This window comes from Aliiroseovarius sp. CAU 1755 (assembly GCF_054482655.1).
In genome coordinates this window covers 574,326-595,240 of record NZ_JBTLRH010000003.1, presented here as the reverse complement: position 1 = coordinate 595,240, position 20,915 = coordinate 574,326, and the positions used below count along the sequence as shown (strand labels likewise).

Below are 20,915 nucleotides of genomic sequence, written 5' to 3'. Positions count from 1 at the left end.
ATGCGTCTTAGGTTTCGGCGATATGCCGCCCGGCGGCATGCGCGCTGGACCACGCCCATTGAAAGTTGAACCCGCCAAGCCATCCGGTTACGTCCACACATTCGCCGACAAAGTATAACCCCGGGACCGTCTTGGACATCATCGACTTGCTGTCGATCCCATCGGTCGATATGCCGCCCAACGTCACCTCGGCTGTGCGGTAGCCTTCCGAGCCAGAGGGCGTCAGCACCCAATCCGACAAGTGATCTGTCAACGTGCGTAGCGCCGTATCCGACTGGTCTGCCAGACGAGCGGTCAGGTCGAACTGGTCGGCCCATTCAGTGGTCAGAAATTCCACCAACCGCGCGGGCAGATGGCGCGCAAGCTCGGTCGAGATCTGGCGACGTCCCTCAGTTTGGCGCTGGTCGCGCAAAGCTGTGAACACGTCGCGTCCGCCGGTCAGGTCCACATGGATCGGTTCGCCCTCGCGCCAAAACGATGAGATTTGCAGGATCGCAGGGCCGGACAAGCCGCGATGTGTGAACAGCATCGCCTCGTCAAAGCGGGCAGCGTCGGTCCAGACGCAAACGGGCAGGGACACACCGGCGAGGGCTGCAAAACGGCCTTCGGGGAAGGTAAGCGGGACAAGGGCGGGGCGCGGCTCGATTACCTCGTGGCCGAACTGGCGCGCAATGTCATAGGCAAAGCCCGTCGCGCCCATTTTAGGGATCGACTTGCCGCCCGTCGCAAGGACAAGATTGCGGCAGGTCAGATCACCGAACGAGGTTTTAAGGGCGAACGTCCCGTCTTGACGGTCAATGCGTTCAACCGTTGTGGACAGCCGGATCTCAGCGCCCGCCTCGTTCATCTGTTCCAGCAACAAGTCGATGATCTGCGTGGCTTTGCCGTCGCAAAACAACTGCCCCAATGTCTTTTCGTGCCACGCGATGCCCGCGCGGTCGATCAGCTCGATGAAATCCCACTGCGTGAAGCGGGCCAAAGCTGACTTGTGGAAATGCGGATTCTGACCGGTGAAATTGGGGGGCTCGCAATTCATGTTGGTGAAATTGCAGCGTCCACCGCCCGAGATCCGGATCTTCTCGCCGGGTTTGGCGGCGTGGTCGATCAGCAACGTGCTCTTGCCCCCCGATGCCGCGAAGGGCGCACAGAACAGGCCGGCGGCGCCTGCGCCAATGATGATCGTATCCCAGTCGGTCTTCATGGGCTGCACCTAGCGCGTTCGAATTTTAGGGGGAAGAAAAATGCGACGTTGGGGCAGATTTTCTGCACTTGGTTAGCTTTTGTTAACGCAGATCCGTCAAATTCGACGCAAATCTGCATCATCGCAAAAGGATCGCGACCATGGATCAACTCACACGCGCACAATGCCAACACAGTCTGGATCTTCTGGTCGGGCAGGAACGGGAAATTGCCGACGCCTTTTTTCCACTCCTGTTTGAACGGGCGCCCGAATTGAAGGCGATGTTTCCCAAGGGTATTGACGACCCGATGGTGCAAACTCACACGCTTTATCAGATGATTATAGCGTTTGTCGGGGATGAGCAGGCCTTGGCAACGAAGCTGCAAGTGCTCGGCTTTCGAATGGCAATGCGCGGCATGTATCGTGATCACGCCGACATTCTGGTCAACACGCTGATCGGTTCGCTGAAACGACAGCTCAAACAATCCTGGCAAAGCGATTTTGCCTATGCGTGGCGGATTGCGAAGATGGAAGCCTTGCGCGACATAGAAGCGGGCGCTGTGTTGATGGCAGCTTAGGTGCCGCTACATCGAAAACGACGTGCCACAGCCACATGATGCCGAAGCATTGGGGTTTTCGATGACGAACCGAGCGCCGATCAGCTCTTCGGAAAAGTCGATGACCGCGTTGCCAAGAAATGGCAGCGATACCTCGTCCACCACCACCTGTTCGCCGGCCCCTTCCAGCACCAAATCGCCTTCGGCCGGCTCATCCAGAGAAATGTCATATTGAAACCCCGAACAGCCACCGCCCTCGACGGCAACGCGTAGGGCTTTCCCCTGTGCGCCAGCGCCGATTTCGGCCAGTCGCGCGAAGGCGCGTTCGGTGACGGTTGGGGGAAGGGTCAGATCCATAGGAAATCCATTTCATGTTCACGCTAAACAGAATATAGGGGGGGCATGCGGGCGCGACAAGACGCCCGGACGGCGCGTTTCGGTCGGGACAACCGCACGCACCAGCAGTGACAGGCAAAAAGGGGGCAGAGCATGCTCGCCATTTATGCAACCCAACCGGGCAATTCCCGCGGTCGGCTTCACGATGAACCCGAAAGCGCGTTTCGCGAACCGTATCAGCGCGATCGCGACCGGATCATCCACAGCTCGGCTTTTCGGCGCCTCAAGCACAAGACGCAAGTTTTCGTCGAGCATGAGGGCGATTATTTCCGAACCCGACTGACCCACTCGATCGAGGTGGCGCAGGTCGCGCGCACGATCGCAGGTGCGCTGGGGTTGAACAGCCACCTGACCGAAGCTGTCGCGCTGGCCCATGATCTGGGCCACACGCCCTTCGGTCACACCGGCGAAGACGCGTTGAACGCGTTGATGGCGCCCTTTGGCGGCTTTGATCACAATGCACAGGCATTAAAGATCGTGACATCGTTGGAACGCCATTATGCGGAATGGGACGGGTTGAACCTGACCTGGGAAACCCTTGAAGGAATTGCCAAACATAACGGCCCTGTGGTGGGTGATCTGCCCTATGCGCTGGCCGAATATGATGCGCGGCACGATCTGGAGCTCAACACCCATGCAGGCGCAGAAGCGCAGGTGGCGGCACTTGCCGATGACATTGCCTATAACAACCATGATCTGCACGACGGTTTGCGGGCGGGACTGTTTACCATGGACGAGATTGCCGCGCTGCCCATCGTCGGCCCGGCCATCGCCGATGTCGATGCCACCTATCCCAACCTTGATCCCGGCCGTCGCCAACACGAGGCATTGCGGCGCGTCTTCGGGGTGATGGTCGAAGATGTGCTTGCCACCTCGCAAACCCATCTGGCCCGCGCCGCGCCGCAATCAGTCGAGGACATTCGCGCGCTGGATCATGCTGTGATCGGGTTCTCTGCGGATTTGTGGGGCGATCTGAAGGCGATCCGCGACTTCTTGTTCACCCGCATGTATCGCGCCCCGTCGGTGGTCGCGATGCGCAAGCGCGTCACCTGTGTGGTTGAAGAGCTGTTTGCCCATTTTCAAGCCACGCCAAGCGACTTGCCGGAAGAATGGCGCGACGAAATCGCAGCCGCCCGAAGCGACATCCAACTGGCGCGGCTGGTGGCCGACTATATCGCGGGCATGACCGACCGCTTCGCGCTTCAGGAACACAAACGTCTGGGGCTGGGCAGCTAGGGCGTGGCTGCGTTTGGGTTTCGGGGTTGCACGTTGCCCGCTTGACCTTTGGGGCGGGACTGGTAGGAGTGCGCCACGAGAAAAGGACCCAAGCTATGAACCTGTTTGCCGATATCCGCAGCCTTGTGATCGACGCCCTGAACGCGATGGTTGCCGAGGCAGCATTGCCCGAAGGCCTGAGCTTTGACAACGTGACTGTCGAACCGCCACGCGATGCGGCCCATGGCGACATGGCGACCAACGCTGCGATGGTGCTGGCGAAGCCTGCCAAGATGAAGCCTCGCGACATCGCCGAGGCTCTGGCGGCCAAGTTGGTTGAAGACGCACGGATCGACACAGTCGATGTGGCCGGACCCGGGTTTCTGAACCTGCGTTTGGATGCGGTGATCTGGACCAAGCTGGTAGAACAGGTTCTGGCGTCTGATCACTATGGCCAATCGTCGATGGGGGCGGGGCAAAAGGTGAATGTGGAATATGTGTCGGCCAACCCGACCGGCCCGCTTCATGTGGGTCACACGCGGGGTGCGGTATTTGGTGACGCGCTTGCCAGTTTGCTGGAATACGCCGGTCATGATGTGACGCGCGAGTATTATATCAACGATGGCGGCGCGCAGGTCGATGTGTTGGCGCGGTCCGTTTACCTGCGGTATCTCGAAGCGCACGGTCAGGCCGTCGCGTTCGAAGATGGCACCTATCCCGGCGATTATCTGGTTCCGCTGGGCCACGCGCTGAAAGACAGGGTTGGTGACGCCTATGTCGGTAAGGGCGAACAGTTCTGGTTGGCCGAAATCCGTGAGTTTGCCACCGAAGCCATGCTGGGCCTGATCCGCGAGGATCTGGCGATGCTGGGGGTGAAGATGGATGTCTTCTTCTCGGAAAAATCGCTGTATGGCACGGGGCGCATCGAAGCGGCCCTTGAAGCCTTGGAAAGCAAGGGCTTGATCTACGAAGGTGTGTTGGAGCCGCCGAAGGGCAAAACGCCTGAAGATTGGGAGCCGCGCAAGCAGACATTGTTCAGGTCCACCGATCACGGCGATGATGTCGATCGGCCGGTCAAGAAATCTGATGGCAGCTGGACCTATTTCGCCCCCGACATTGCCTATCATTTCGACAAGATTGAACGCGGCTATGACGCCTTGATTGATGTGTTCGGGGCAGATCATGGTGGCTATGTAAAACGCATGAAAGCCGCGGTATCGGCGCTGTCGGATGGCCGTGTGCCTCTGGATGTGAAGCTGACGCAGCTTGTGAAGCTTTACAAGAATGGTGAACCGTTCAAGATGTCCAAACGGGCGGGCACGTTCGTGACCCTGCGCGACGTGGTGGAACAGGTTGGTTCCGATGTGACCCGTTTCGTGATGCTGACGCGGAAAAACGACGCGCCGCTGGATTTCGATTTCGACAAGGTGTTGGAGCAAAGCCGCGACAACCCCGTGTTCTACGTTCAATACGCCCACGCACGGGTGCGGTCGGTGTTGCGCAAGGCAGAAGATCAGGGGATTGCCCTGACCGACACGCCCAAGATCGAGGACGAGGCCGAAGTTGCGGTGGCCAAGAAGCTGGCCGAATGGCCGCGCCTCGTCGAGATTGCCGCGCGCACCCATGAGCCCCACAGGATCGCGTTTTACCTCTATGAGCTTGCCTCGGATTTCCACAGCCTGTGGAACCGCGGCAATGACAAAGCTGAACTGCGCTTCCTTCAGGATGGCAATAACGCATCATCAGCGGCGAAAATCGCCCTACCGCGCGCAGTAGCCGTTGTTATTTCGGCCGGCTTGGGTATTTTGGGCGTCACCCCGGCTGAGGAAATGCGCTGATCACAAGTGCTGTTCGGTCTTGGGGAGAGGTTGATGCAGTAACCGGAACAGGACGCCGACAGAGCCGAAAACGGCCAGGGTGTCCATCGCCGGATGTGAGGCAAGATGGCAGAAACGAATTGGAGTCACCGCACTCCGCAGGCGACGTATCAGAACCAATATGATCAGGGCCACGCCCCAGCATATCGACCGGAGCCTCCGGTCGTTGATCCGAGACATACCATGGCAGCGTCGCGGCATGTTCATCCCGCCCACGGTGGGCCCGCGCCGCATCCGCAACAACACCCGTCACATCATCACCCGCATCTGAGCGCGGTGCCCTATGGGCATGACGCGCCGATGGCAGACCTGACCGAAGACCCGACACAGACCGACCCCGGTGCCATGGGCGGGCCTGCCGCACCTGGTGGGCTTGGAACAGTCTTCAATTACGCCGGAGCCGCCCTGTCTTTGGCGTTGATCGTCGGGCTGGGTGTCTGGGGCTACAAGCTGGCGGTGCGCGACGTGACGGGTATTCCGGTCGTGCGTGCGCTGGAAGGCCCAATGCGTGTGCAACCTGACAATCCCGGCGGCCTTTCGGCGGCCCATCAGGGTTTGGCTGTGAACAGCGTTCAGTCCGAAGGCCAAGCCTCTGCCCCGGCTGACCGGCTTGTCTTGGCCCCCGCACCTGATGAACTTGCCGACGAGGATATCGCCACCCAGGTATCTGCGCGCAGCGATACATCGCCATCGGAACTCTTGCCCCTGCAAGAGGCATCCGCTGTCATACCTGCGCCCGAACCGCTGCCGGTGGACCCGGTCGCTGCTGCGTTGGCAATTGCCGAACGCGTGGCCGCCAGCGCCGAACCGCTAAGCAGCGATGCTGTGGTGGCCGCTGTCGCCGCAACTCCAGAAACTGCGCCTGCTGCCGAGGCTGCCGACGGGCCGAAGATCATCCCGGCCTCGGTTCCCGGCGTGCGCCAATCGCCGCGCCCCGAAGGCCGACCGATGGATTTGGACACTCGTGTCGCAGCCGCCCCCGCAGCCGGAGCCGCCAACGGTGTGGCCGCCGTCACCGATGTCGCCCCTGACCAGATCGCCGCTGGCACCCGTCTGGTTCAATTGGGCGCGTTTGACAGCGCCGACGTGGCGCGTGCCGAATGGGACAAACTTGCTGTGCGCTTCGAAGACTATTTGGACGGTAAATCGCGGGTCATCCAACAGGCACAATCAGGTGGCAAAACCTTCTATCGCCTGCGCGCGATGGGGTTCGAAGATCTGGCCGATGCGCGTCGGTTCTGTTCGGTGCTGATGGCCTCGAAAGCTGCGTGCATACCGGTCGTAAACCGGTAAAATCATGACAGGGCAGGGCGCCTATATCTTCGGTTGCAAGGGGCCACGACTTACCCCGGACGAACGAAGTTTTTTTGAACGCGCCCAGCCTTGGGGCTTCATTCTGTTCGGCCGTAATGTCGAAACCCCCGATCAGCTCCGCGCGCTGACCGCCGAGCTGCGCGGTGCGGTTGGTCGTGATGCCCCGATCTTTATCGACCAAGAAGGTGGGCGCGTGGCGCGGATGACCGGGCCGCATTGGCGCGAATGGTTGCCTGCGCTGGATCAGGTGACGCTGAACAAACGCGACGCCCTGCGCACGCTCTTTATCCGGTATCGCCTGATCGCCGATGAATTGTTGGCCGTCGGCATCGACGGAAACTGTGCGCCAATCGCTGACATTGCCAACGCCGACACCCATCCTATCCTGCGCAACCGCTGTTACGGCGAAGATGTTGTGCGCGTGGCTGAACGCGCAGGCACGGTGGCGCAAGCGCTTCTGGAAGGCGGCGTCTTGCCAGTGGTCAAGCACATCCCCGGCCACGGGCGCGCCAATTTGGACAGCCACAAAGTGTTGCCGCACGTGAAAACCAAGGCCAAGGAATTGGCGCGCACAGATTTCATGGCGTTTGAACCCTTGGCCGGTCTGCCCATCGGCATGACCGCGCATATCGTCTACGAAGATATCGACGCTGAAAACCCTGCCACGCAAAGTCCCGCGGTGATTAAGCTGATCCGCGACCGGATCGGGTTTGGCGGCCTGTTGATGACCGATGATCTGTCGATGCAGGCGTTGTCGGGCCCGCTGTCTCTGCGCGCGCGCCGGTCGTTGCAGGCCGGGTGCGACATGGTCCTGCATTGCAACGGTGTGTTGGAGCAAATGGAAGAGGTTGCTGACGCCACCGGGCCGCTGGGCGGCCCCGCGCAGGCACGCGCTGATGACGCGCTGACATGGCGCAGGTCCCCCGATCCCATTGACATTCCCGCGCTTGACACCGAGTTTCAGAACCTGATGACAGGTCAGGGGTCTGAACGGGCGGCGGATGAACGAGACTGACGAATTTGAAAGCGACGCGATGTCGGTCTCGGAACGCTTGGCGGCCGAGGCTTTGATCGTGGATGTCGAGGGGTATGAAGGCCCGCTTGACCTGCTGTTGACGTTGAGCCGCACCCAGAAGGTTGACCTGCGCAAGGTCTCGGTTCTGGAACTGGCCGAACAATATCTGGGGTTTGTGGAAAAGGCGCGCCACCTGCGCATCGAACTGGCGGCGGACTATCTGGTGATGGCGGCGTGGCTGGCGTTTCTGAAATCCCGCCTGTTGTTGCCACCTGATCCGTCTGAAGACGGCCCGTCAGGCGAAGAACTGGCAGCCCACCTCGCGTTTCAGCTTGAACGCCTTCAGGGGATGCGTGATGCGGCGGCCAAGCTGATGGCGCGCGACCAGTTGGGGCGCGATTTCTTTGCCCGCGGTATTCCCGAAGACGTGACGCGCGTGCGCCGCGTGACCTATACCGCGACCCTTCTGGACCTGATGCAGGGTTACGCACGCATCCGCACCAAGGATGAATTCCGCCCCTTCGTCATGGACCGTGACGCGGTGATGACGATGGAACAGGCGCTGGACCGGATGCGGGGGCTGATCGGTTATGCGGGCGACTGGACCGACCTGACCTCGTATCTGCCGGAAGGCTGGCAAACCGACCCTGCGCGCCGCCGCTCGGCCACCGCCGCAAATTTTGCAGCCACGCTGGAACTTGCCAAACGTGGTGCCGTAGAACTTAGACAGGGGGAGGTCTTTTCCCCCATTCAGATCCGCAGGAAGACACATGACGGATGATGTAACGCGTGACGATGTACCCGCCGACAAGGGGGCAGCCGCGCCCAATGACAGCCTGTTTGAGGCCCCGCCGATGGGCGAACAGGAACGCATGGTCGAAGCCATCCTGTTTGCCTCTGCCGAGCCTGTGACGGTCAAGGAACTTGAGGCGCGCATGCCGCATGGGTCAGACGCCGCTGAAGCGCTGGTCTATCTGCGCAAACGCTATGAAGGGCGGGGCGTGTCGGTGGTGAAGGTCGGCGACGCGTGGGCCATTCGCACCGCGCCGGACCTTGGCTATCTGATGCAGAAAGAAACGGTTGAGACGCGCAAACTGTCGCGCGCCGCCATCGAAACGCTGGCGATCATCGCCTATCACCAACCTGTCACCCGCGCCGAGATCGAAGAAATCCGTGGTGTCTCGGTCAGTCGCGGCACTGTGGATCAGTTGATCGAAATGGAGTGGATCCGTTTCGGCCGCCGCCGTATGACACCGGGCCGTCCGGTGACGTTCGTCGTGACCCAGATTTTCATGGACCATTTCGGACTGGAAAGCGCGCGCGACCTGCCGGGGCTGAAAGAACTGCGCTCGGCTGGCCTTCTGGAAAGCCGCCCGCCGCCCGGAACCCTACCCGGCCCGGACACGGATGACGAAGATGAAAGCCCTGAAGGCCAGTCAGAGCTGTTCGAGGACTAAGCGAGCCCGCGCGCGATCTGCGGCATGTCTTGTGAAGGGACATGAAAATACCCAAATATTGGGATAGACTGCGCCTGAGCAGGCAAAGGAAACACGGATATGAATGTGAACCAGATCATCAATATGATCATCCGTCGGGTGACCCGTCAGTTGGTTAACAAAGGCGTTGATGCCGGGATTGATATGGCGGCGCGGCGCGGCAAGTCTGACGACGAGATGTCGCCAGAAGACAAGGCGCGCGCGCGTCAGAGCAAGGACTTGGCCAAACGTGCCCGGAAGGCGCAGAAAGTGTCACGCAAGCTGTTCTGATACCGCGGTATGGCCAGACCAAACGTCATACGGATTTGAAATGTTTAGATAATTTCAATCCCTGCCCCTGATAGTTCGATTTGATATCTTCCCCATAAAGGGCGCTCGGCCGGTCCGACATCTTCTCATAGACCAGCCGTCCAACAACCTGTCCGTGTTCCAGCACAAATGGCGCTTCGTGACAGCGCACTTCAAGCACGCCGCGCGACCCTGAGCCACCCGCGGCGTCATAGCCAAAGCCCGGATCGAAGAAGCCTGCATAATGGACGCGAAACTCGCCGACCATGGCAAGGTAAGGGGCCATTTCGGCGGCGCAATCGGGTGGGATTGCGATGGCTTCACGGCTGACCAGAATATAAAACGCACCGGGGTCCAGGATGATGCGTCCCTCGGTGGTGTGCACCTCTTCCCAATAGTCTGCCGGGTCGTAATGGGCGAGCTTTGACAGATCAACCACGCCGGTGTGCCGTTTGGCGCGGTAACCGACCAGATCGCCCGAGCGCGGTTTCAGATCGACCGAAAACCCCAACCCGTCGGAAATTACCGGATCGCCCGACACGATCGGTGTGCGGGCATGAACCGCGAGCAGTTCGTCATCCGTCAAGATCGTTTTGCCCTGCCGAAAGATGATTTGGTTCAGCAATTGCCCCGGCTGCACGACGACGGAGAAGCTTTGGGGGCAAAGCTCGGCATACAAGGGACCGTCATAGCCTTCGGGCACACGGTCAAACTCGATCCCCTGATCGGTGATCACGCGGGTCATCAAGTCCACCCTGCCAATCGAGCTTTTGGCGCTGGCGGCGGCGGTCATGCCCTGGGGCAGCTGCAGGCGCTCCATCAACGGGACGACATAGACGCAGCCTTTCTCCAGAACGGCACCACCGGTTAGCGTGACCTCGTGCATGGTTAACTGGTCCAGGCGCTGGGTCACGGTGGACCCCTTGCCGGGCAAGAACGAGGCGCGCACACGATAGGCGATGTCACCCAGACGCAGATCAAGCGATGCGGGTTGAATCTGTTCGTTCAGGATCGGGGACGAGGCCGCGATTGCGCCGCCCACGACCATCTGCTTGATCTGGTGGTCTGCCAAAACGCCGGTTTTCATACCCATCCTCCCCTTGATCCTGATCGCGGATACAAAAACACCCGCCCGAAAGTCGGGCGGGCGGTTTTGAATTTGGTCGGGCTAGCAGGACTCGAACCTGCGACCTTCCGTCCCCCAGACGGACGCGCTACCAGGCTGCGCCATAGCCCGACTGGAGACCTTACATAGTGATTTTCGCAGGCAGGGCAAGCGGGAAACGGCAGGAAAGTCATGTTTCGCCTGTCCTTTTTCGGGGCGCGACAAAGCGGGGGCCGCAAGCGCTGCCTATGGCTGGCGCCCACGCGCCTGACGCATCTGTGCGGCCAGCGTCTCAAGGCGATCAGCAAGTGCCTGCACCGCTGCAATATGCGCGTCGGTGCCATTGGTCCGCGCTTTACGCAGGGACACGGCAAGGATCGGGGCGTCTGCGATGGCATCCTCATCCGACGGATCATCAGGGATATGCGAGATGTCGGGCAGGGCAGGGCCGCTGGGTGCCGCATCAGCCGAGGGCGGCGATTCGGCTGAAGCTGTTGGGTCGACTGCAACGTCAGAAGCGGTGGGGCCTTCTGGCGTTTCGACTGCGGGAACAGGGTCAGAGGTCACATCATCTGGTGCAGACGCTGCCGTTTCTGCGTCAATTCGCTGGCTGATGTCGTGCTGATCACCGGCGGACGTCGCAGCCTCAGCGGCGACCTCTGACGGGGCGTCAGGTGCTGTGTCAGGCTTGGTGTCAGACGTGTCCACGTGCTCTGCGGCTTTCGATGCGTCAACGTGTTCGGCTTGTGTCGTGTCCTGCATGGGCATGTCAGGCTCGACGTCGGTCTCGACGATCTCGGCATCCTCGACCAAATCGGCCTCAGCGCGTTCGCGCGGCTCTTTGGGCACCTCGGACGTTGTGTCGGTGGATTGCACGTCAAGCGGCACCACATTTGAGGGCGTCACATCGCGCATATCGTCGCTGTCCAGTGATGGCGACATGGCGGCCACGTGTTTGGCGCCTTCTTCGCGCAAAAGCTTCTGCACACCGCGTATGGTCATGCCATCTTCGTGCAGAAGTTTGCGAATGCCGCCCAAGAGCTCCATGTCCGACGGACGATAGTAGCGACGGCCACCCGCCCGTTTAACCGGTTTGACCTGACTGAACCGACTTTCCCAGAACCGCAGAACATGGGTCGGCACGCCCAACCATTCGGCCACCTCGCTGATGGTGCGAAAGGCGTCAGGAGACTTCTTTTCCATGCTCAGACCTGTCCGTTCTACTGGTTATCAAATGGCGTGACCCGCACACAGCCCCACGCGCAGGATCAGCGTTTGTTGCCGTCTGCGACCCGGTCTTTCATAAGGTGCGACGGGCGGAAGGTCAGCACACGACGCGGCAAGATCGGCACTTCTTCGCCGGTTTTTGGGTTGCGCCCGACGCGCGCGGCTTTGTCTCGGACGGAAAAGGTGCCGAAGGACGAGATTTTGACGCTTTCGCCGTCGACAAGAGAATCGGAGATGTGGCCCAGAACGGTTTCGACAAGCTGCGCGCTTTCGTTGCGCGATAAGCCCACTTCGCGGAACACCGCCTCGCTCAGATCCATCCTGGTCAAAGTCTTTTCACTCATGCTGTCCCCCTGAAATGATTTCCGGAAGCATGGGAGGTTTGAATTTCCGAGTCAATATCAATGACTTGTTCTGTTGATCTGCGTCAGGCGTTCAGGCCAAGGCCACGGCCTACCAGCGAAGGACCACAGCCCCCCACGCCAAACCGCCCCCGATTGCCTCGGTGACCAGAATGTCGCCCTGCTTAATCTTGCCCTCGGCCTGTGCGACCGACAAGGCCAGCGGGATCGACGCGGCCGAGGTGTTGCCATGATCTTGAAGCGTGACGACCACCCGATCCATCGGCACACCCATTTTCTTGGCGGTGCCCTGAATGATGCGGATATTGGCCTGATGGGGCACGATCCAGTCAACATCATCATCGGTCAGGCCGACCTTGGTCAGCGCTGTCTCAGCGGTTTCGGTAAGCTTTCCAACGGCTTGGCGGAATAGGGGGTTGCCTTGCATGCGCAAATGGCCCGATGTCTGCGTGGTCGACACACCGCCATCGACATAGAGCATGTCGCGCATCCGCCCATCTGAATTGAGGTCCGCCGACAAGATGCCACGGTCCGTGGTGTCGCCTTTGCCGTCTTGCGCCTCAAGCACCAGTGCGCCGGCGCCATCACCGAACAGCACGCAGGTGGCGCGGTCGGTCATGTCGAGGATCCGCGAGAACGTCTCGGCGCCGATCACGAGCACACGATCAGCCTGTCCCGCCATAATCAGCGCGTTCGCATTGGTCAGCGCAAAAACGAAGCCTGCACAGACGGCTTGCACATCAAAACCGAAGCCACGTGTCATGCCCAGTTCGTTTTGAACCATGGTCGCAACAGATGGAAAGGTCAGGTCAGGGGTCGAGGTCGCCAGAATGATCGCGTCGATATCGTCCACCACCAACCCCGCATTGGACAGTGCGGCGCGGGCGGCATGGGCTGCCATTTGCGAGGTGGTTTCCCCCTCGGCGGCAAAGTGGCGCCGTTCGATGCCAGAGCGGGTGCGAATCCATTCGTCCGTGGTGTCCACGATGTCTTCGAAAAAAGAATTCGGGACAACGCGTTCAGGCAGATAGTGCCCGACGCCTTTGACCACGGCGCGTCTTATCATTCTTGCTGCTCACCTTGCCGGCTTTCCGTAGCGACATCTTGGCGTGATGCGTCCCCGGATGCAACCCGAGCTGCGAGCTTCTGGTTGAAACCGCTTTTGCCCAGTTGAAAGGCCAGCCGGACCGCTGCGGAAATACCTGTGGCATCTGCTGATCCGTGGCTTTTCACAACCGTCCCGTTCAGGCCTAGGAACACACCGCCATTGTTGCGGCTGGGGTCCACGCGCTGGCCCATACGCTTCAGCGGTCCCATTGCCAGAACGGCGGCGATCTTGGAGAAGATCGTGGCGCCGAACGCCTCGCGCAACAGACCGGAAATCAGTTTGGCTGTGCCTTCGCCGGTTTTCAGGGCGACATTTCCGGTGAACCCGTCGGTGACGATCACATCGACGCGATCCGACGGAAGATCAACCCCTTCAATGAAGCCGACAAAGTCGATTTGCGCGCCATCTGCGGCATTCGAGATCAGCTCATGCGCCGCCTTCAATTCGCTGCGGCCTTTGTGTTCTTCGGTCCCGACATTCAACAACCCGACGCGGGGGCGGTTGATGCCCAGCCCGTTGCGCGCATAGGACGCGCCCATCATGGCATATTGCAGCAGGTCGTTTTCATCGGCGCGCACATCGGCACCCACATCCAGCATCACGTTGAACCCGGACGGGTTGTGCGACGGCCAGAGGCAGGCGATGGCGGGGCGGTTGATGCCGGGCAGCTTGCGCAGGCGCACCATCGACAACAGCATCAGCGCACCGGTGTTGCCGCAGCTGACCGCCACATCGGCGTCGCCGTCGCGCACCGCCTCGATTGCCGACCACATAGAGGTCTTCTGACCGTTGCGCATCACATGGCTGGGTTTGTCATCCATCGTGACGACTTCGTCGGCGTGACGCACTTCGCACACCTCGGACAGGCCCTTGGTGCGGGCGATCAGTTGGTCAAGTTCTGACTTGTTGCCGTGCAGGATGAACCCGATATCCGGGTTCTTGTCCGCAGACAGCGCAAGACCGGCAACAACGGCTGCCGGTCCAAGATCTCCGCCCATGGCGTCGACCGATACGATTGTGCGTTTGGGGGCGTCCATTGTCATTCTTCATCCCATGCTCGGGGATTTTCTGACACGACCACCCGCGTCGGGCAAGAGCCTTACGCCGCGTCTTCGTCGTCAAACTCGACTTCGTCGGCAATTGCGACCACTTCACGGTCGTCATAATGGCCGCACGAAGGGCACACGTGGTGAGGGCGCTTCAGCTCGCCGCAGTTCGAACATTCGTTCGGGTTTGCAGCAACCAGAGCGTCATGTGCACGACGGTTGTTGCGACGCGACTTTGATACTTTGTTCTGTTGGACAGCCATCGTCTCAACCTTTGGAATTCGGGGGCATAGAGCCCGGTGTATTTCTGGGGCGGGATCGCCCGGTGTTCTCAAGTCATTCCTGAGTCTCGGCGCCTCATACGCTCTTTGCGGTGCGCTGTCCAACCCATCTTGTGGAAGAAGGCGGGAAAATACTGGGATTCGCTCGCGGCGCAAGGGGGTAATTGCACCGAATTCGGCAGATTTCCGTCGTTTTTGCACGCTTATCGGTGAATACCCCGGATCTGCGTCACAATTAGGCGCTTTGGCACCCTATGCAGCCCCACCTTCACCACCTTCGCCATCATCGCTGTCGCTGTTGTCACCGAATTTGTCGCGCAAGGCGGCCAGCCCGGCAAACGGTTTGGCATCTTCGTCGGTCATCGGTTTGGCGTCAGGTTCGGTAAAGATCAGCTCTCCCGTCTGTGCACCCTCGGCGCGGGGGTATTGCGGCAGGGCAAGCGCAAGCGCCTCGATCATCACCTGACCCAGATCGATCACCTCGGTCAGCGGTTCGGTGCTGACATCCCCAGCCATCTCGACCTCGGATAAGGTGGTGTCCGTTTCGGGCATGTTCTGCAGCCAGCGCAGATCGACAGTGTCTTCCAGCCGCGTGGTGACAGGTGCCAGCGTGACGACACAGTCCTGAACGACGGTGGCGCCAAGCTGCGCCTGCATCTGCCAGTCACGCTTGCCCAAAGGACGCAACGCGCCCGTGAAGCGCAGTTTGCGCAGCCCGGTCAGACCCAGATAGGCAGCGATTGCGTCGCAGTCCTGTGCGGACGGCACCAGTTCGAAAGATGTCGGCGCACTGGTGGAAAGCGCAGCAGGCCGCACCGGATGGGTATAGGGCAGGGCGTCCGAAAGGGGGTCCGCGCCATTGGGTGTCTCAGTCATCTTGCGTCTCCGCGTCCTGTGGTGGATATTCCGACCGGGGTCGGGACATCCAAGAGGGTGTCACGTGCCGGGTGATCGTTTCTTGAACCAGCGGCGATCCTAGGCTAAGCCGATACCCAAGAGCGAGTAGCTAAGGCAAGGGGGGCGGCATGTCTAATCTGCACCAGATAGGCAAAAACATCAGCAAGGCAGTCACTGCATTGCTGCTGGTTGCAGTCGTAAGCGGCTGTTCTGCAACCTTTCGCAACCATGGCTACATGCCACCGAACGAGGATGTCGATCTGATCGTGGTCGGCAAGGACACCCGCGAGACGGTTGCGGCCGCCATCGGCAAACCGGGCACGGCGGGGCTGTTGGTTGACAGTGGCTATTACTATGTGCGCTCGCGGTTCAAGCACTACCTCTATAACGCGCCGCAAGAAATTGACCGCGAAGTGCTTGCGGTCTCGTTCACCGAAAAGGGCGTCGTTGAAAACATCGAGCGGTTTGGCCTGGAAGACGGGCGGGTCGTAGTGCTTGAGCGTCGCGTGACCGACAGCAACATCAAAGGCGTTGGGTTCCTGCGCCAGCTGTTCGGGTCGATCGGACGCATCGACGTGGCAGAGCAGTTGACCGGGCGCTAGACGCCCGGCCGGAATTGCCAACGAATAGAAACGAATAGATAAGGCGCGGGGCTGTCACGGCCGCCGCGCCTTTTTCGTTTGCCAACCTTCAAGAGGGCGTCAGGCGTCCGTGTCGTCGGTGGCCTGATCCGGTTCGAAATCCAGCGCAACCCCGTTGATGCAATACCGCAAGCCGGTCGGGCCGGGGCCGTCGGGAAAAACATGCCCCAAATGGGCGTCGCAATTGGCGCACAGCACCTCGGTGCGGCGCATGCCGTGGCTGGTATCGACCTTTTCCGCCACTGGGGCGGTGTCGCGCGGGGCAGAAAAAGCGGGCCAGCCGCAGCCGCTTTCAAACTTCTCGGCCTTGTCGAACAGGGGTTCACCACAGCATGTGCAGCGAAAGACGCCGTCGCCTTCGGGAAATCCGGGATGCGAAAAGGCGCGCTCGGTCGCCGCATGACGGGTCACTTGAAAAGTAAGCTCGTCGCCAAGTGTGTCGCGCCATTCCGCTTCGGTTTTCTTGATCTTCGCCATAAGGCCTCCTTTTCTATCCGGTCAGGAACAACATCATCCAGTTGCACCTTGCGGCGGTCGTGTGCCGCAGACATATTTAGGAACGAAAGCGCGTTGCGCCAAGGGCGGAGAGCCTTGATGCCGAGTATGTGTAAAGCCCGATACAGGGCAAGGTTTGCCGATGACGCCCGTGATCTGCGTGCCGCGCAAGCCTTGCGCCACCGTTGCTTTCGCAAAGGCAACGGGGTCGACAGCGACCGTTTCGATGACCTGTGCCGACATGTGTTGGTCGATGATGCCACGTCAGGGCAGCTTGCCGCCTGTTTCCGGTTGTTCCCATTGGCGGAAGGGCACCAGATCCATGACAGCTACTCTGCGCAGTTCTATGACCTGACGGCACTTGGCCAGCTCAAGGCCCCGATGGTCGAGGTCGGCCGGTTCTGCATCGACCCAGAGGCCAAGGATGGGGTCGAGGCGCTGCGCGTCGCGTGGGGATCAATAGCGCGGTATGTGGACGAGCAGGGGATTGCAATGCTGTTCGGTTGTTCCACGTTTCATGGCACCGACCCGATCCAATACCGCGACGCCTTCGCGGTCTTGCACGACCGGCATCTGGCGCCCAAGCGCTGGCGGCCTCGCATCAAGGCCCCGCACGTTATCCGATTCTCGCAAGATACAGACCATGTGCCGGATCTGAAACGCGCGGCGCAAACAATGCCGCCGCTTCTGCGGTCGTATCTGGTGATGGGGGGCTGCGTGTCGGACCATGCTGTGGTTGATCGCGATCTGGACACGCTGCATGTGTTCACCGGCGTCGAGGTGAACGCGGTGCCGCCGGCGCGGGCACGCCTGTTGCGCGCACTTGCAGGCGCGCAGGCTGGTTGACGTCATGGCGTCAATTGCCTAACCCGGCGCCATGGCTCGTATACCTCTTTTACAATTGACCGATATCTCGCTGACCTTTGGCGGCGATCCGGTTTTTGATGGTCTGGATTTGGTCATCCAACCCGGCGACCGGGTTGCGCTGGTTGGCCGGAACGGGTCAGGCAAGTCCACCCTGATGAAGGTCATGGCGGGGCTGGTCGAACCCGATCGTGGCGCACGGGTTTTGTCGCCCGGCGTGTCGGTGGGGTATATGGAACAACACCCGGATTTGTCCCAATACGCCACTTTGGGCGATTTCGCGGTATCGGGGCTTGAGCCGGGGCAGGACTATCTGGTTGAACGGGTGGCCGAGGGCTTGAAGATGCGGCTGGACGCCCCGGTCGGCACGGCGTCGGGCGGTGAACGGCGGCGCGCGGCGCTGGCCAAGTTGCTGGCCGAGGCGCCTGACCTGATGTTGCTGGACGAACCCACGAACCATTTGGATATCGAAGCCATCGAGTGGTTAGAAGCCGAGCTGACGCAAACGCGCGCGGGTTTTGTTCTGATCAGCCACGACCGCGCCTTTCTGCGGGCGCTGACACGTGCCACGCTTTGGGTGGATCGTGGGCAGGTGCGCCGACAGGAAAAGGGCTTTGAGAATTTCGAAACATGGCGTGACAAAGTCTGGGACGAAGAAGACACCAGCCGCCACAAACTGAACCGCAAGATCAAAGCCGAAGCGCGCTGGGCGGTCGAAGGCATCAGCGCACGGCGCAAGCGAAATCAGGGACGATTGCGCGCCCTTGGCGATCTGAGGGCGGAACGTTCGGCACAGATTTCCCGGCAAGGTGCTGCTGGAATGATGCTTGACGCGGGCCCGAAATCGGGCCGCAAGGTGATCGAGGCGAAAGGCATCTCTAAATCCTACGGTGACCGTGTGATCCTGCGCGACTTCGACCTGCGTGTCATGCGCGGCGAAACCCTTGCGCTTGTGGGGCCGAATGGGGCGGGCAAGACCACGCTGTTGAAAATTCTGATTGGGCACGAGGCACCCGACACGGGAAGTGTCAGTCATGGCACCGGGTTGGAAATCGCAGTGTTCGATCAAAATCGCACCGGGTTGGTCGAAGATGACAGCCTGTGGGAAAATCTGGTGGGTGATCCCGAAATGCGAGTGTCGGGGAAGGCCGATCAGGTGATGGTGCGCGGCACCCCGAAACACGTTGTCGGCTACCTGAAGGAATTCCTGTTCTCTGACGCGCAGGCCCGCGCACCGGTCCGGTCGCTGTCGGGTGGCGAAAAGGCACGCCTGATCTTGGCCAAGATCATGGCGCGGCAATCGAACCTTCTGGTGATGGACGAACCCACCAACGATCTGGACGTTGAAACGCTGGACCTGCTGCAAGAGCTTATTTCAGCCTATGACGGCACGGTTCTGGTGGTCAGCCACGACCGTGATTTTCTGGACCGCGTCGCCGAACGCACCATCGCGATGGAAGGGGACGGCCGCGCCACGATTTATCCCGGTGGCTGGTCGGATTATCAGTCACAGCGCAAGGCGCGCGCGAGTGAACCAGAGCAAAAAGCCACAAAATCAAAGCCTAACGAGGTGAAGGTCAAGCAAAATCCGCGCCACGAACAGGCAGGCCTTTCTTTCACCGAACAGCACCGTCTTGACGCGCTGCCCGCCGAAATGGACCGTCTGTCTGCCGAGATCGCCAAGCTGGAAGAGTTTCTGATGGACCCCGATCTGTTCACCAAAGAACCGGTGAAGTTCAAGAAAGCATCAGAAGGTTTGGCCCAGCGGCAACATGCCTTGGCCGACGCCGAAGAGGAATGGCTGGCGCTCGAAGAAAAGGCAGAGGCCGCGCGCGGGTGAGGCGGGGCCGCAGGCCCCGCATCTTATCTTTTATACGGGAAGGTGAATGTTGAACCGCGCCCGGATCGCCGCGTCAACTTGCGGGTCAAAGCGCGCACTGCCCCGCTGCGCCAGAATATCCTCTTTCCGCGCGGTGGCGGCAGCGATCAGATCGGGTTTGCCAACCTCGGCCCATTCTTTCGGGGATGTCCGATCGCCAAGGGTCGGATAGACAAAATCTGTCTGCATCCGGCTCAGCGTCTGATCTTCCCCGAGGTAATGACCCGGCCCCCCAAGACAGACCGATCTCATCATTTCGATGCTGACCGAATCCTCAGTGATCTCGATCCCGCGCACGCAGCGCAACGCCTGCCCGACGATGTCGTCGCCAAGGATCAGGCTTTCATGACAGAAGCCCAGAAGCGAAGCGTGCATGCCTGCGGCCTCGTAGACCATGTTCAGACCCGACAGACCGGCCAGCACATTGGAACACATCTGTTCCCAGCCAGCCTGCATATCCGGCAGTTTTGAATCCGAGAACCCGGCGGCCGCCCCACCGGGCAGGCCATAGAACTGGTGCATCTGCGCGCAACCAGCCGACATCAAAGCCTGTTCGCCCGATCCGCCCGACATCGCCCCGGACCGCAGATCGACCAGGAAGGGCCACGTGCCGAAGATCGCGGGGTGCCCCGGTGCGATTGAATTGACATAGACAACGCCCGCCAGACATTCCGCCACGGCCTGAACGATCGCGCCGGCCAGCGTGGGGGGCGCAGTGGCTGTGGCCATGCCGGCTGACAACAGCAACACGGGCATGCCAGCCGCGATGACCTTCTCCATCACCTGACAGCTTTCGGTGGCGAATTTCATCGGCGGCACGACAAAACAGTTGGTGTTCGACACGAAGGGGCGCGTGCGCCACGCGTCCTCGCCGCCCGCGATCATGTGCAGAAGCTCGATCCCGTCTTCTACAAAGTCGGGCTCTGAAAATGAGACGCCGACATGCTTTTTTGTCCCTGATGTGCAGGCGTAGATTGAGTTCAGGTCCATCTCGCGGTTGTCGGGAATATCCCGGCAGACCATGGGCCGCTGAAGGAAATGGATGTTGTCCAGCTGATCGACGATGCGTGCAGCATCATGCAGGTCCTGAACCGTGCTTTCTCGGTATTCCCGTCCATGTGGGTCGACCATGTGAACTGCCGCGCCTGCGGTGCCGTAATGCACGCGCTTGCCGCTGAGGGTCAGGTCGTGCTGTGGATCGCGACCGCACAGGGTGATGTCCTTGGCCGCCTTGGCCAGCATGTCTTCGACCAATGCGCGTGGGAAGCGAAGGCGCCCGTCATCTCCCAGAATGGCCCCGGCGCGGGTCATATGGTCGATGCCTGATCGCGGGGCATCCGCCAGTCCGATCTGTTCGAGCGCGTCCAACGCTGCGGCATGGATGCGCGCGATGCCATCCGGCGAAAGCGGCGTGTATGTTCCGCCTTCCATCCCCGGGCGCACTGGGCGAAGGTCACGGGACAAAGGCGCTGAACGAAGGGCTTGCCGGGCGAGGCGACCACCAGAGCGGCGGGCAGAGGAATTGGTCATGTGAGAAACCTGAGGATAAGGGCAAGGAATGGCGACAAAATTGCGCCTTCAGGGCCGCCCGCGCGCGGCGCGCCCACGCTCTGCACCGATGGTGCGCGTGATGATGGTCACGAGCCAGTCCAGTTGGTCCATTCCGCCCCCT

Annotated in this window: 23 protein-coding genes and 1 tRNA gene; 12 read left to right on the top strand and 12 right to left on the bottom strand. The window is 60.6% G+C overall.

Features of this window, described 5'->3' with window-relative positions; all coding sequences use genetic code 11:
- Positions 1–7: 7 nt before the first annotated feature.
- Positions 8–1,201 carry a BaiN/RdsA family NAD(P)/FAD-dependent oxidoreductase gene (locus tag ACXYMP_RS14830; RefSeq protein WP_458907234.1) on the bottom strand — a complete coding sequence of 398 codons (1,194 nt, stop codon included), beginning with the start codon at positions 1,199–1,201 and terminating at the stop codon, positions 8–10.
- A gap of 140 nt (positions 1,202–1,341) precedes the next feature.
- Between ACXYMP_RS14830 and ACXYMP_RS14825 the strand changes: the two genes are divergently transcribed.
- Positions 1,342–1,758: a globin family protein gene (locus ACXYMP_RS14825; RefSeq protein WP_298566332.1), complete on the top strand. Its 417-nt coding sequence runs from the start codon at positions 1,342–1,344 to the stop codon at positions 1,756–1,758.
- Positions 1,759–1,764: 6 nt separating this feature from the next.
- Here ACXYMP_RS14825 and ACXYMP_RS14820 read toward each other — a convergent pair whose 3' ends face one another.
- Positions 1,765–2,088 (bottom strand): HesB/IscA family protein, encoded by a 324-nt coding sequence (locus tag ACXYMP_RS14820; protein WP_298566784.1) that lies wholly within the window; start codon positions 2,086–2,088, stop codon positions 1,765–1,767.
- A gap of 138 nt (positions 2,089–2,226) precedes the next feature.
- Between ACXYMP_RS14820 and ACXYMP_RS14815 the strand changes: the two genes are divergently transcribed.
- The 8 genes from ACXYMP_RS14815 to ACXYMP_RS14780 all read left to right on the top strand — a co-directional run bounded on the left by ACXYMP_RS14815 (position 2,227) and on the right by ACXYMP_RS14780 (position 9,320).
- Positions 2,227–3,369 carry a deoxyguanosinetriphosphate triphosphohydrolase gene (locus tag ACXYMP_RS14815; RefSeq protein ID WP_458907232.1) on the top strand — a complete coding sequence of 381 codons (1,143 nt, stop codon included), beginning with the start codon at positions 2,227–2,229 and terminating at the stop codon, positions 3,367–3,369.
- 95 nt (positions 3,370–3,464) lie between these two features.
- Positions 3,465–5,186 (top strand): arginine--tRNA ligase, encoded by a 1,722-nt coding sequence (gene argS, locus ACXYMP_RS14810; RefSeq protein WP_298566336.1) that lies wholly within the window; start codon positions 3,465–3,467, stop codon positions 5,184–5,186.
- A gap of 160 nt (positions 5,187–5,346) precedes the next feature.
- Positions 5,347–5,496, top strand: coding sequence for a hypothetical protein (locus ACXYMP_RS14805; protein ID WP_458907229.1), 150 nt, complete (start codon positions 5,347–5,349; stop codon positions 5,494–5,496).
- 29 nt (positions 5,497–5,525) lie between these two features.
- Positions 5,526–6,518 (top strand): SPOR domain-containing protein, encoded by a 993-nt coding sequence (locus tag ACXYMP_RS14800; protein WP_458907227.1) that lies wholly within the window; start codon positions 5,526–5,528, stop codon positions 6,516–6,518.
- A 4-nt stretch (positions 6,519–6,522) separates the two neighbouring features.
- Positions 6,523–7,554 carry a glycoside hydrolase family 3 N-terminal domain-containing protein gene (locus ACXYMP_RS14795; RefSeq protein ID WP_458907225.1) on the top strand — a complete coding sequence of 344 codons (1,032 nt, stop codon included), beginning with the start codon at positions 6,523–6,525 and terminating at the stop codon, positions 7,552–7,554.
- Positions 7,541–8,335: a segregation and condensation protein A gene (locus tag ACXYMP_RS14790; protein WP_298566340.1), complete on the top strand. Its 795-nt coding sequence runs from the start codon at positions 7,541–7,543 to the stop codon at positions 8,333–8,335. Before ACXYMP_RS14795 ends, ACXYMP_RS14790 begins: the two co-directional genes overlap by 14 nt.
- A complete protein-coding gene (gene scpB, locus ACXYMP_RS14785; RefSeq protein ID WP_458907223.1) occupies positions 8,325–9,011 on the top strand; it encodes an SMC-Scp complex subunit ScpB in 687 nt (228 codons plus the stop codon). Before ACXYMP_RS14790 ends, scpB begins: the two co-directional genes overlap by 11 nt.
- A 99-nt stretch (positions 9,012–9,110) precedes the next feature.
- A complete protein-coding gene (locus ACXYMP_RS14780; RefSeq protein WP_458907221.1) occupies positions 9,111–9,320 on the top strand; it encodes a hypothetical protein in 210 nt (69 codons plus the stop codon).
- Positions 9,321–9,345: 25 nt separating this feature from the next.
- On the opposite strand, the gene ACXYMP_RS14775 is transcribed toward ACXYMP_RS14780, so the two are convergent.
- From ACXYMP_RS14775 to ACXYMP_RS14740, 8 genes are all read right to left on the bottom strand, one after another.
- Positions 9,346–10,425, bottom strand: coding sequence for a 2'-deoxycytidine 5'-triphosphate deaminase (locus tag ACXYMP_RS14775; protein WP_298566343.1), 1,080 nt, complete (start codon positions 10,423–10,425; stop codon positions 9,346–9,348).
- A 73-nt stretch (positions 10,426–10,498) separates the two neighbouring features.
- A tRNA-Pro gene (locus ACXYMP_RS14770) sits at positions 10,499–10,575 on the bottom strand.
- A gap of 114 nt (positions 10,576–10,689) precedes the next feature.
- The gene (locus ACXYMP_RS14765) at positions 10,690–11,646 is read right to left on the bottom strand and encodes a MerR family transcriptional regulator (RefSeq protein ID WP_458907219.1); all 957 of its coding nucleotides are present in this window, start codon (positions 11,644–11,646) and stop codon (positions 10,690–10,692) included.
- A 65-nt stretch (positions 11,647–11,711) separates the two neighbouring features.
- Positions 11,712–12,014 carry an integration host factor subunit alpha gene (gene ihfA / locus ACXYMP_RS14760; protein ID WP_298566347.1) on the bottom strand — a complete coding sequence of 101 codons (303 nt, stop codon included), beginning with the start codon at positions 12,012–12,014 and terminating at the stop codon, positions 11,712–11,714.
- A gap of 109 nt (positions 12,015–12,123) precedes the next feature.
- Positions 12,124–13,098 (bottom strand): beta-ketoacyl-ACP synthase III, encoded by a 975-nt coding sequence (locus tag ACXYMP_RS14755; RefSeq protein WP_458907216.1) that lies wholly within the window; start codon positions 13,096–13,098, stop codon positions 12,124–12,126.
- On the bottom strand, positions 13,095–14,183 hold the full coding sequence (plsX, locus tag ACXYMP_RS14750) for a phosphate acyltransferase PlsX (RefSeq protein ID WP_298566351.1): 1,089 nt from the start codon (positions 14,181–14,183) through the stop codon (positions 13,095–13,097). The genes ACXYMP_RS14755 and plsX overlap by 4 nt, the downstream gene beginning before the upstream one ends.
- Positions 14,184–14,239: 56 nt before the next feature.
- A complete protein-coding gene (gene rpmF / locus ACXYMP_RS14745; RefSeq protein ID WP_091432397.1) occupies positions 14,240–14,449 on the bottom strand; it encodes a 50S ribosomal protein L32 in 210 nt (69 codons plus the stop codon).
- Between the two features lie 270 nt (positions 14,450–14,719).
- A complete protein-coding gene (locus ACXYMP_RS14740) occupies positions 14,720–15,343 on the bottom strand; it encodes a YceD family protein (RefSeq protein WP_298566360.1) in 624 nt (207 codons plus the stop codon).
- A gap of 149 nt (positions 15,344–15,492) precedes the next feature.
- Between ACXYMP_RS14740 and ACXYMP_RS14735 the strand changes: the two genes are divergently transcribed.
- Entirely contained in the window at positions 15,493–15,966 is a 474-nt protein-coding gene (locus ACXYMP_RS14735; protein ID WP_458907213.1) for an outer membrane protein assembly factor BamE, read from the top strand.
- Positions 15,967–16,065: 99 nt separating this feature from the next.
- On the opposite strand, the gene msrB is transcribed toward ACXYMP_RS14735, so the two are convergent.
- The gene (gene msrB / locus ACXYMP_RS14730) at positions 16,066–16,482 is read right to left on the bottom strand and encodes a peptide-methionine (R)-S-oxide reductase MsrB (RefSeq protein WP_458907211.1); all 417 of its coding nucleotides are present in this window, start codon (positions 16,480–16,482) and stop codon (positions 16,066–16,068) included.
- A gap of 117 nt (positions 16,483–16,599) precedes the next feature.
- Here msrB and ACXYMP_RS14725 point away from each other — a divergent pair, with 117 nt between their 5' ends.
- Complete coding sequence (locus tag ACXYMP_RS14725; RefSeq protein ID WP_458907209.1) at positions 16,600–17,346, top strand: GNAT family N-acetyltransferase; 747 nt, start codon at positions 16,600–16,602, stop codon at positions 17,344–17,346.
- 31 nt (positions 17,347–17,377) lie between these two features.
- Positions 17,378–19,204 (top strand): ABC-F family ATP-binding cassette domain-containing protein, encoded by a 1,827-nt coding sequence (locus ACXYMP_RS14720; RefSeq protein ID WP_298566366.1) that lies wholly within the window; start codon positions 17,378–17,380, stop codon positions 19,202–19,204.
- A gap of 30 nt (positions 19,205–19,234) precedes the next feature.
- Here the strand turns inward: ACXYMP_RS14720 and ACXYMP_RS14715 are convergent, their stop codons facing one another.
- Positions 19,235–20,773 carry a trimethylamine methyltransferase family protein gene (locus ACXYMP_RS14715; RefSeq protein WP_458907206.1) on the bottom strand — a complete coding sequence of 513 codons (1,539 nt, stop codon included), beginning with the start codon at positions 20,771–20,773 and terminating at the stop codon, positions 19,235–19,237.
- Positions 20,774–20,915 lie beyond the last annotated feature (142 nt).

Excerpts from the sequence above, each read along its gene's own strand:
- ACXYMP_RS14830 (WP_458907234.1), bottom strand. The coding sequence starts at position 1,201 with ATGAAGACCGACTGGGATACGATCATCATTGGCGCAGGCGCCGCCGGC.
- ACXYMP_RS14825 (WP_298566332.1), top strand. The coding sequence starts at position 1,342 with ATGGATCAACTCACACGCGCACAATGCCAACACAGTCTGGATCTTCTG.
- ACXYMP_RS14815 (WP_458907232.1), top strand. The coding sequence starts at position 2,227 with ATGCTCGCCATTTATGCAACCCAACCGGGCAATTCCCGCGGTCGGCTT.
- argS (WP_298566336.1), top strand. The coding sequence starts at position 3,465 with ATGAACCTGTTTGCCGATATCCGCAGCCTTGTGATCGACGCCCTGAAC.
- ACXYMP_RS14805 (WP_458907229.1), top strand. The coding sequence starts at position 5,347 with ATGATCAGGGCCACGCCCCAGCATATCGACCGGAGCCTCCGGTCGTTG.
- ACXYMP_RS14800 (WP_458907227.1), top strand. The coding sequence starts at position 5,526 with ATGGCAGACCTGACCGAAGACCCGACACAGACCGACCCCGGTGCCATG.
- ACXYMP_RS14795 (WP_458907225.1), top strand. The coding sequence starts at position 6,523 with ATGACAGGGCAGGGCGCCTATATCTTCGGTTGCAAGGGGCCACGACTT.
- ACXYMP_RS14790 (WP_298566340.1), top strand. The coding sequence starts at position 7,541 with ATGAACGAGACTGACGAATTTGAAAGCGACGCGATGTCGGTCTCGGAA.
- scpB (WP_458907223.1), top strand. The coding sequence starts at position 8,325 with ATGACGGATGATGTAACGCGTGACGATGTACCCGCCGACAAGGGGGCA.
- ACXYMP_RS14780 (WP_458907221.1), top strand. The coding sequence starts at position 9,111 with ATGAATGTGAACCAGATCATCAATATGATCATCCGTCGGGTGACCCGT.
- ACXYMP_RS14775 (WP_298566343.1), bottom strand. The coding sequence starts at position 10,425 with ATGAAAACCGGCGTTTTGGCAGACCACCAGATCAAGCAGATGGTCGTG.
- ACXYMP_RS14765 (WP_458907219.1), bottom strand. The coding sequence starts at position 11,646 with ATGGAAAAGAAGTCTCCTGACGCCTTTCGCACCATCAGCGAGGTGGCC.
- ihfA (WP_298566347.1), bottom strand. The coding sequence starts at position 12,014 with ATGAGTGAAAAGACTTTGACCAGGATGGATCTGAGCGAGGCGGTGTTC.
- ACXYMP_RS14755 (WP_458907216.1), bottom strand. The coding sequence starts at position 13,098 with ATGATAAGACGCGCCGTGGTCAAAGGCGTCGGGCACTATCTGCCTGAA.
- plsX (WP_298566351.1), bottom strand. The coding sequence starts at position 14,183 with ATGACAATGGACGCCCCCAAACGCACAATCGTATCGGTCGACGCCATG.
- rpmF (WP_091432397.1), bottom strand. The coding sequence starts at position 14,449 with ATGGCTGTCCAACAGAACAAAGTATCAAAGTCGCGTCGCAACAACCGT.
- ACXYMP_RS14740 (WP_298566360.1), bottom strand. The coding sequence starts at position 15,343 with ATGACTGAGACACCCAATGGCGCGGACCCCCTTTCGGACGCCCTGCCC.
- ACXYMP_RS14735 (WP_458907213.1), top strand. The coding sequence starts at position 15,493 with ATGTCTAATCTGCACCAGATAGGCAAAAACATCAGCAAGGCAGTCACT.
- msrB (WP_458907211.1), bottom strand. The coding sequence starts at position 16,482 with ATGGCGAAGATCAAGAAAACCGAAGCGGAATGGCGCGACACACTTGGC.
- ACXYMP_RS14725 (WP_458907209.1), top strand. The coding sequence starts at position 16,600 with ATGCCGAGTATGTGTAAAGCCCGATACAGGGCAAGGTTTGCCGATGAC.
- ACXYMP_RS14720 (WP_298566366.1), top strand. The coding sequence starts at position 17,378 with ATGGCTCGTATACCTCTTTTACAATTGACCGATATCTCGCTGACCTTT.
- ACXYMP_RS14715 (WP_458907206.1), bottom strand. The coding sequence starts at position 20,773 with ATGACCAATTCCTCTGCCCGCCGCTCTGGTGGTCGCCTCGCCCGGCAA.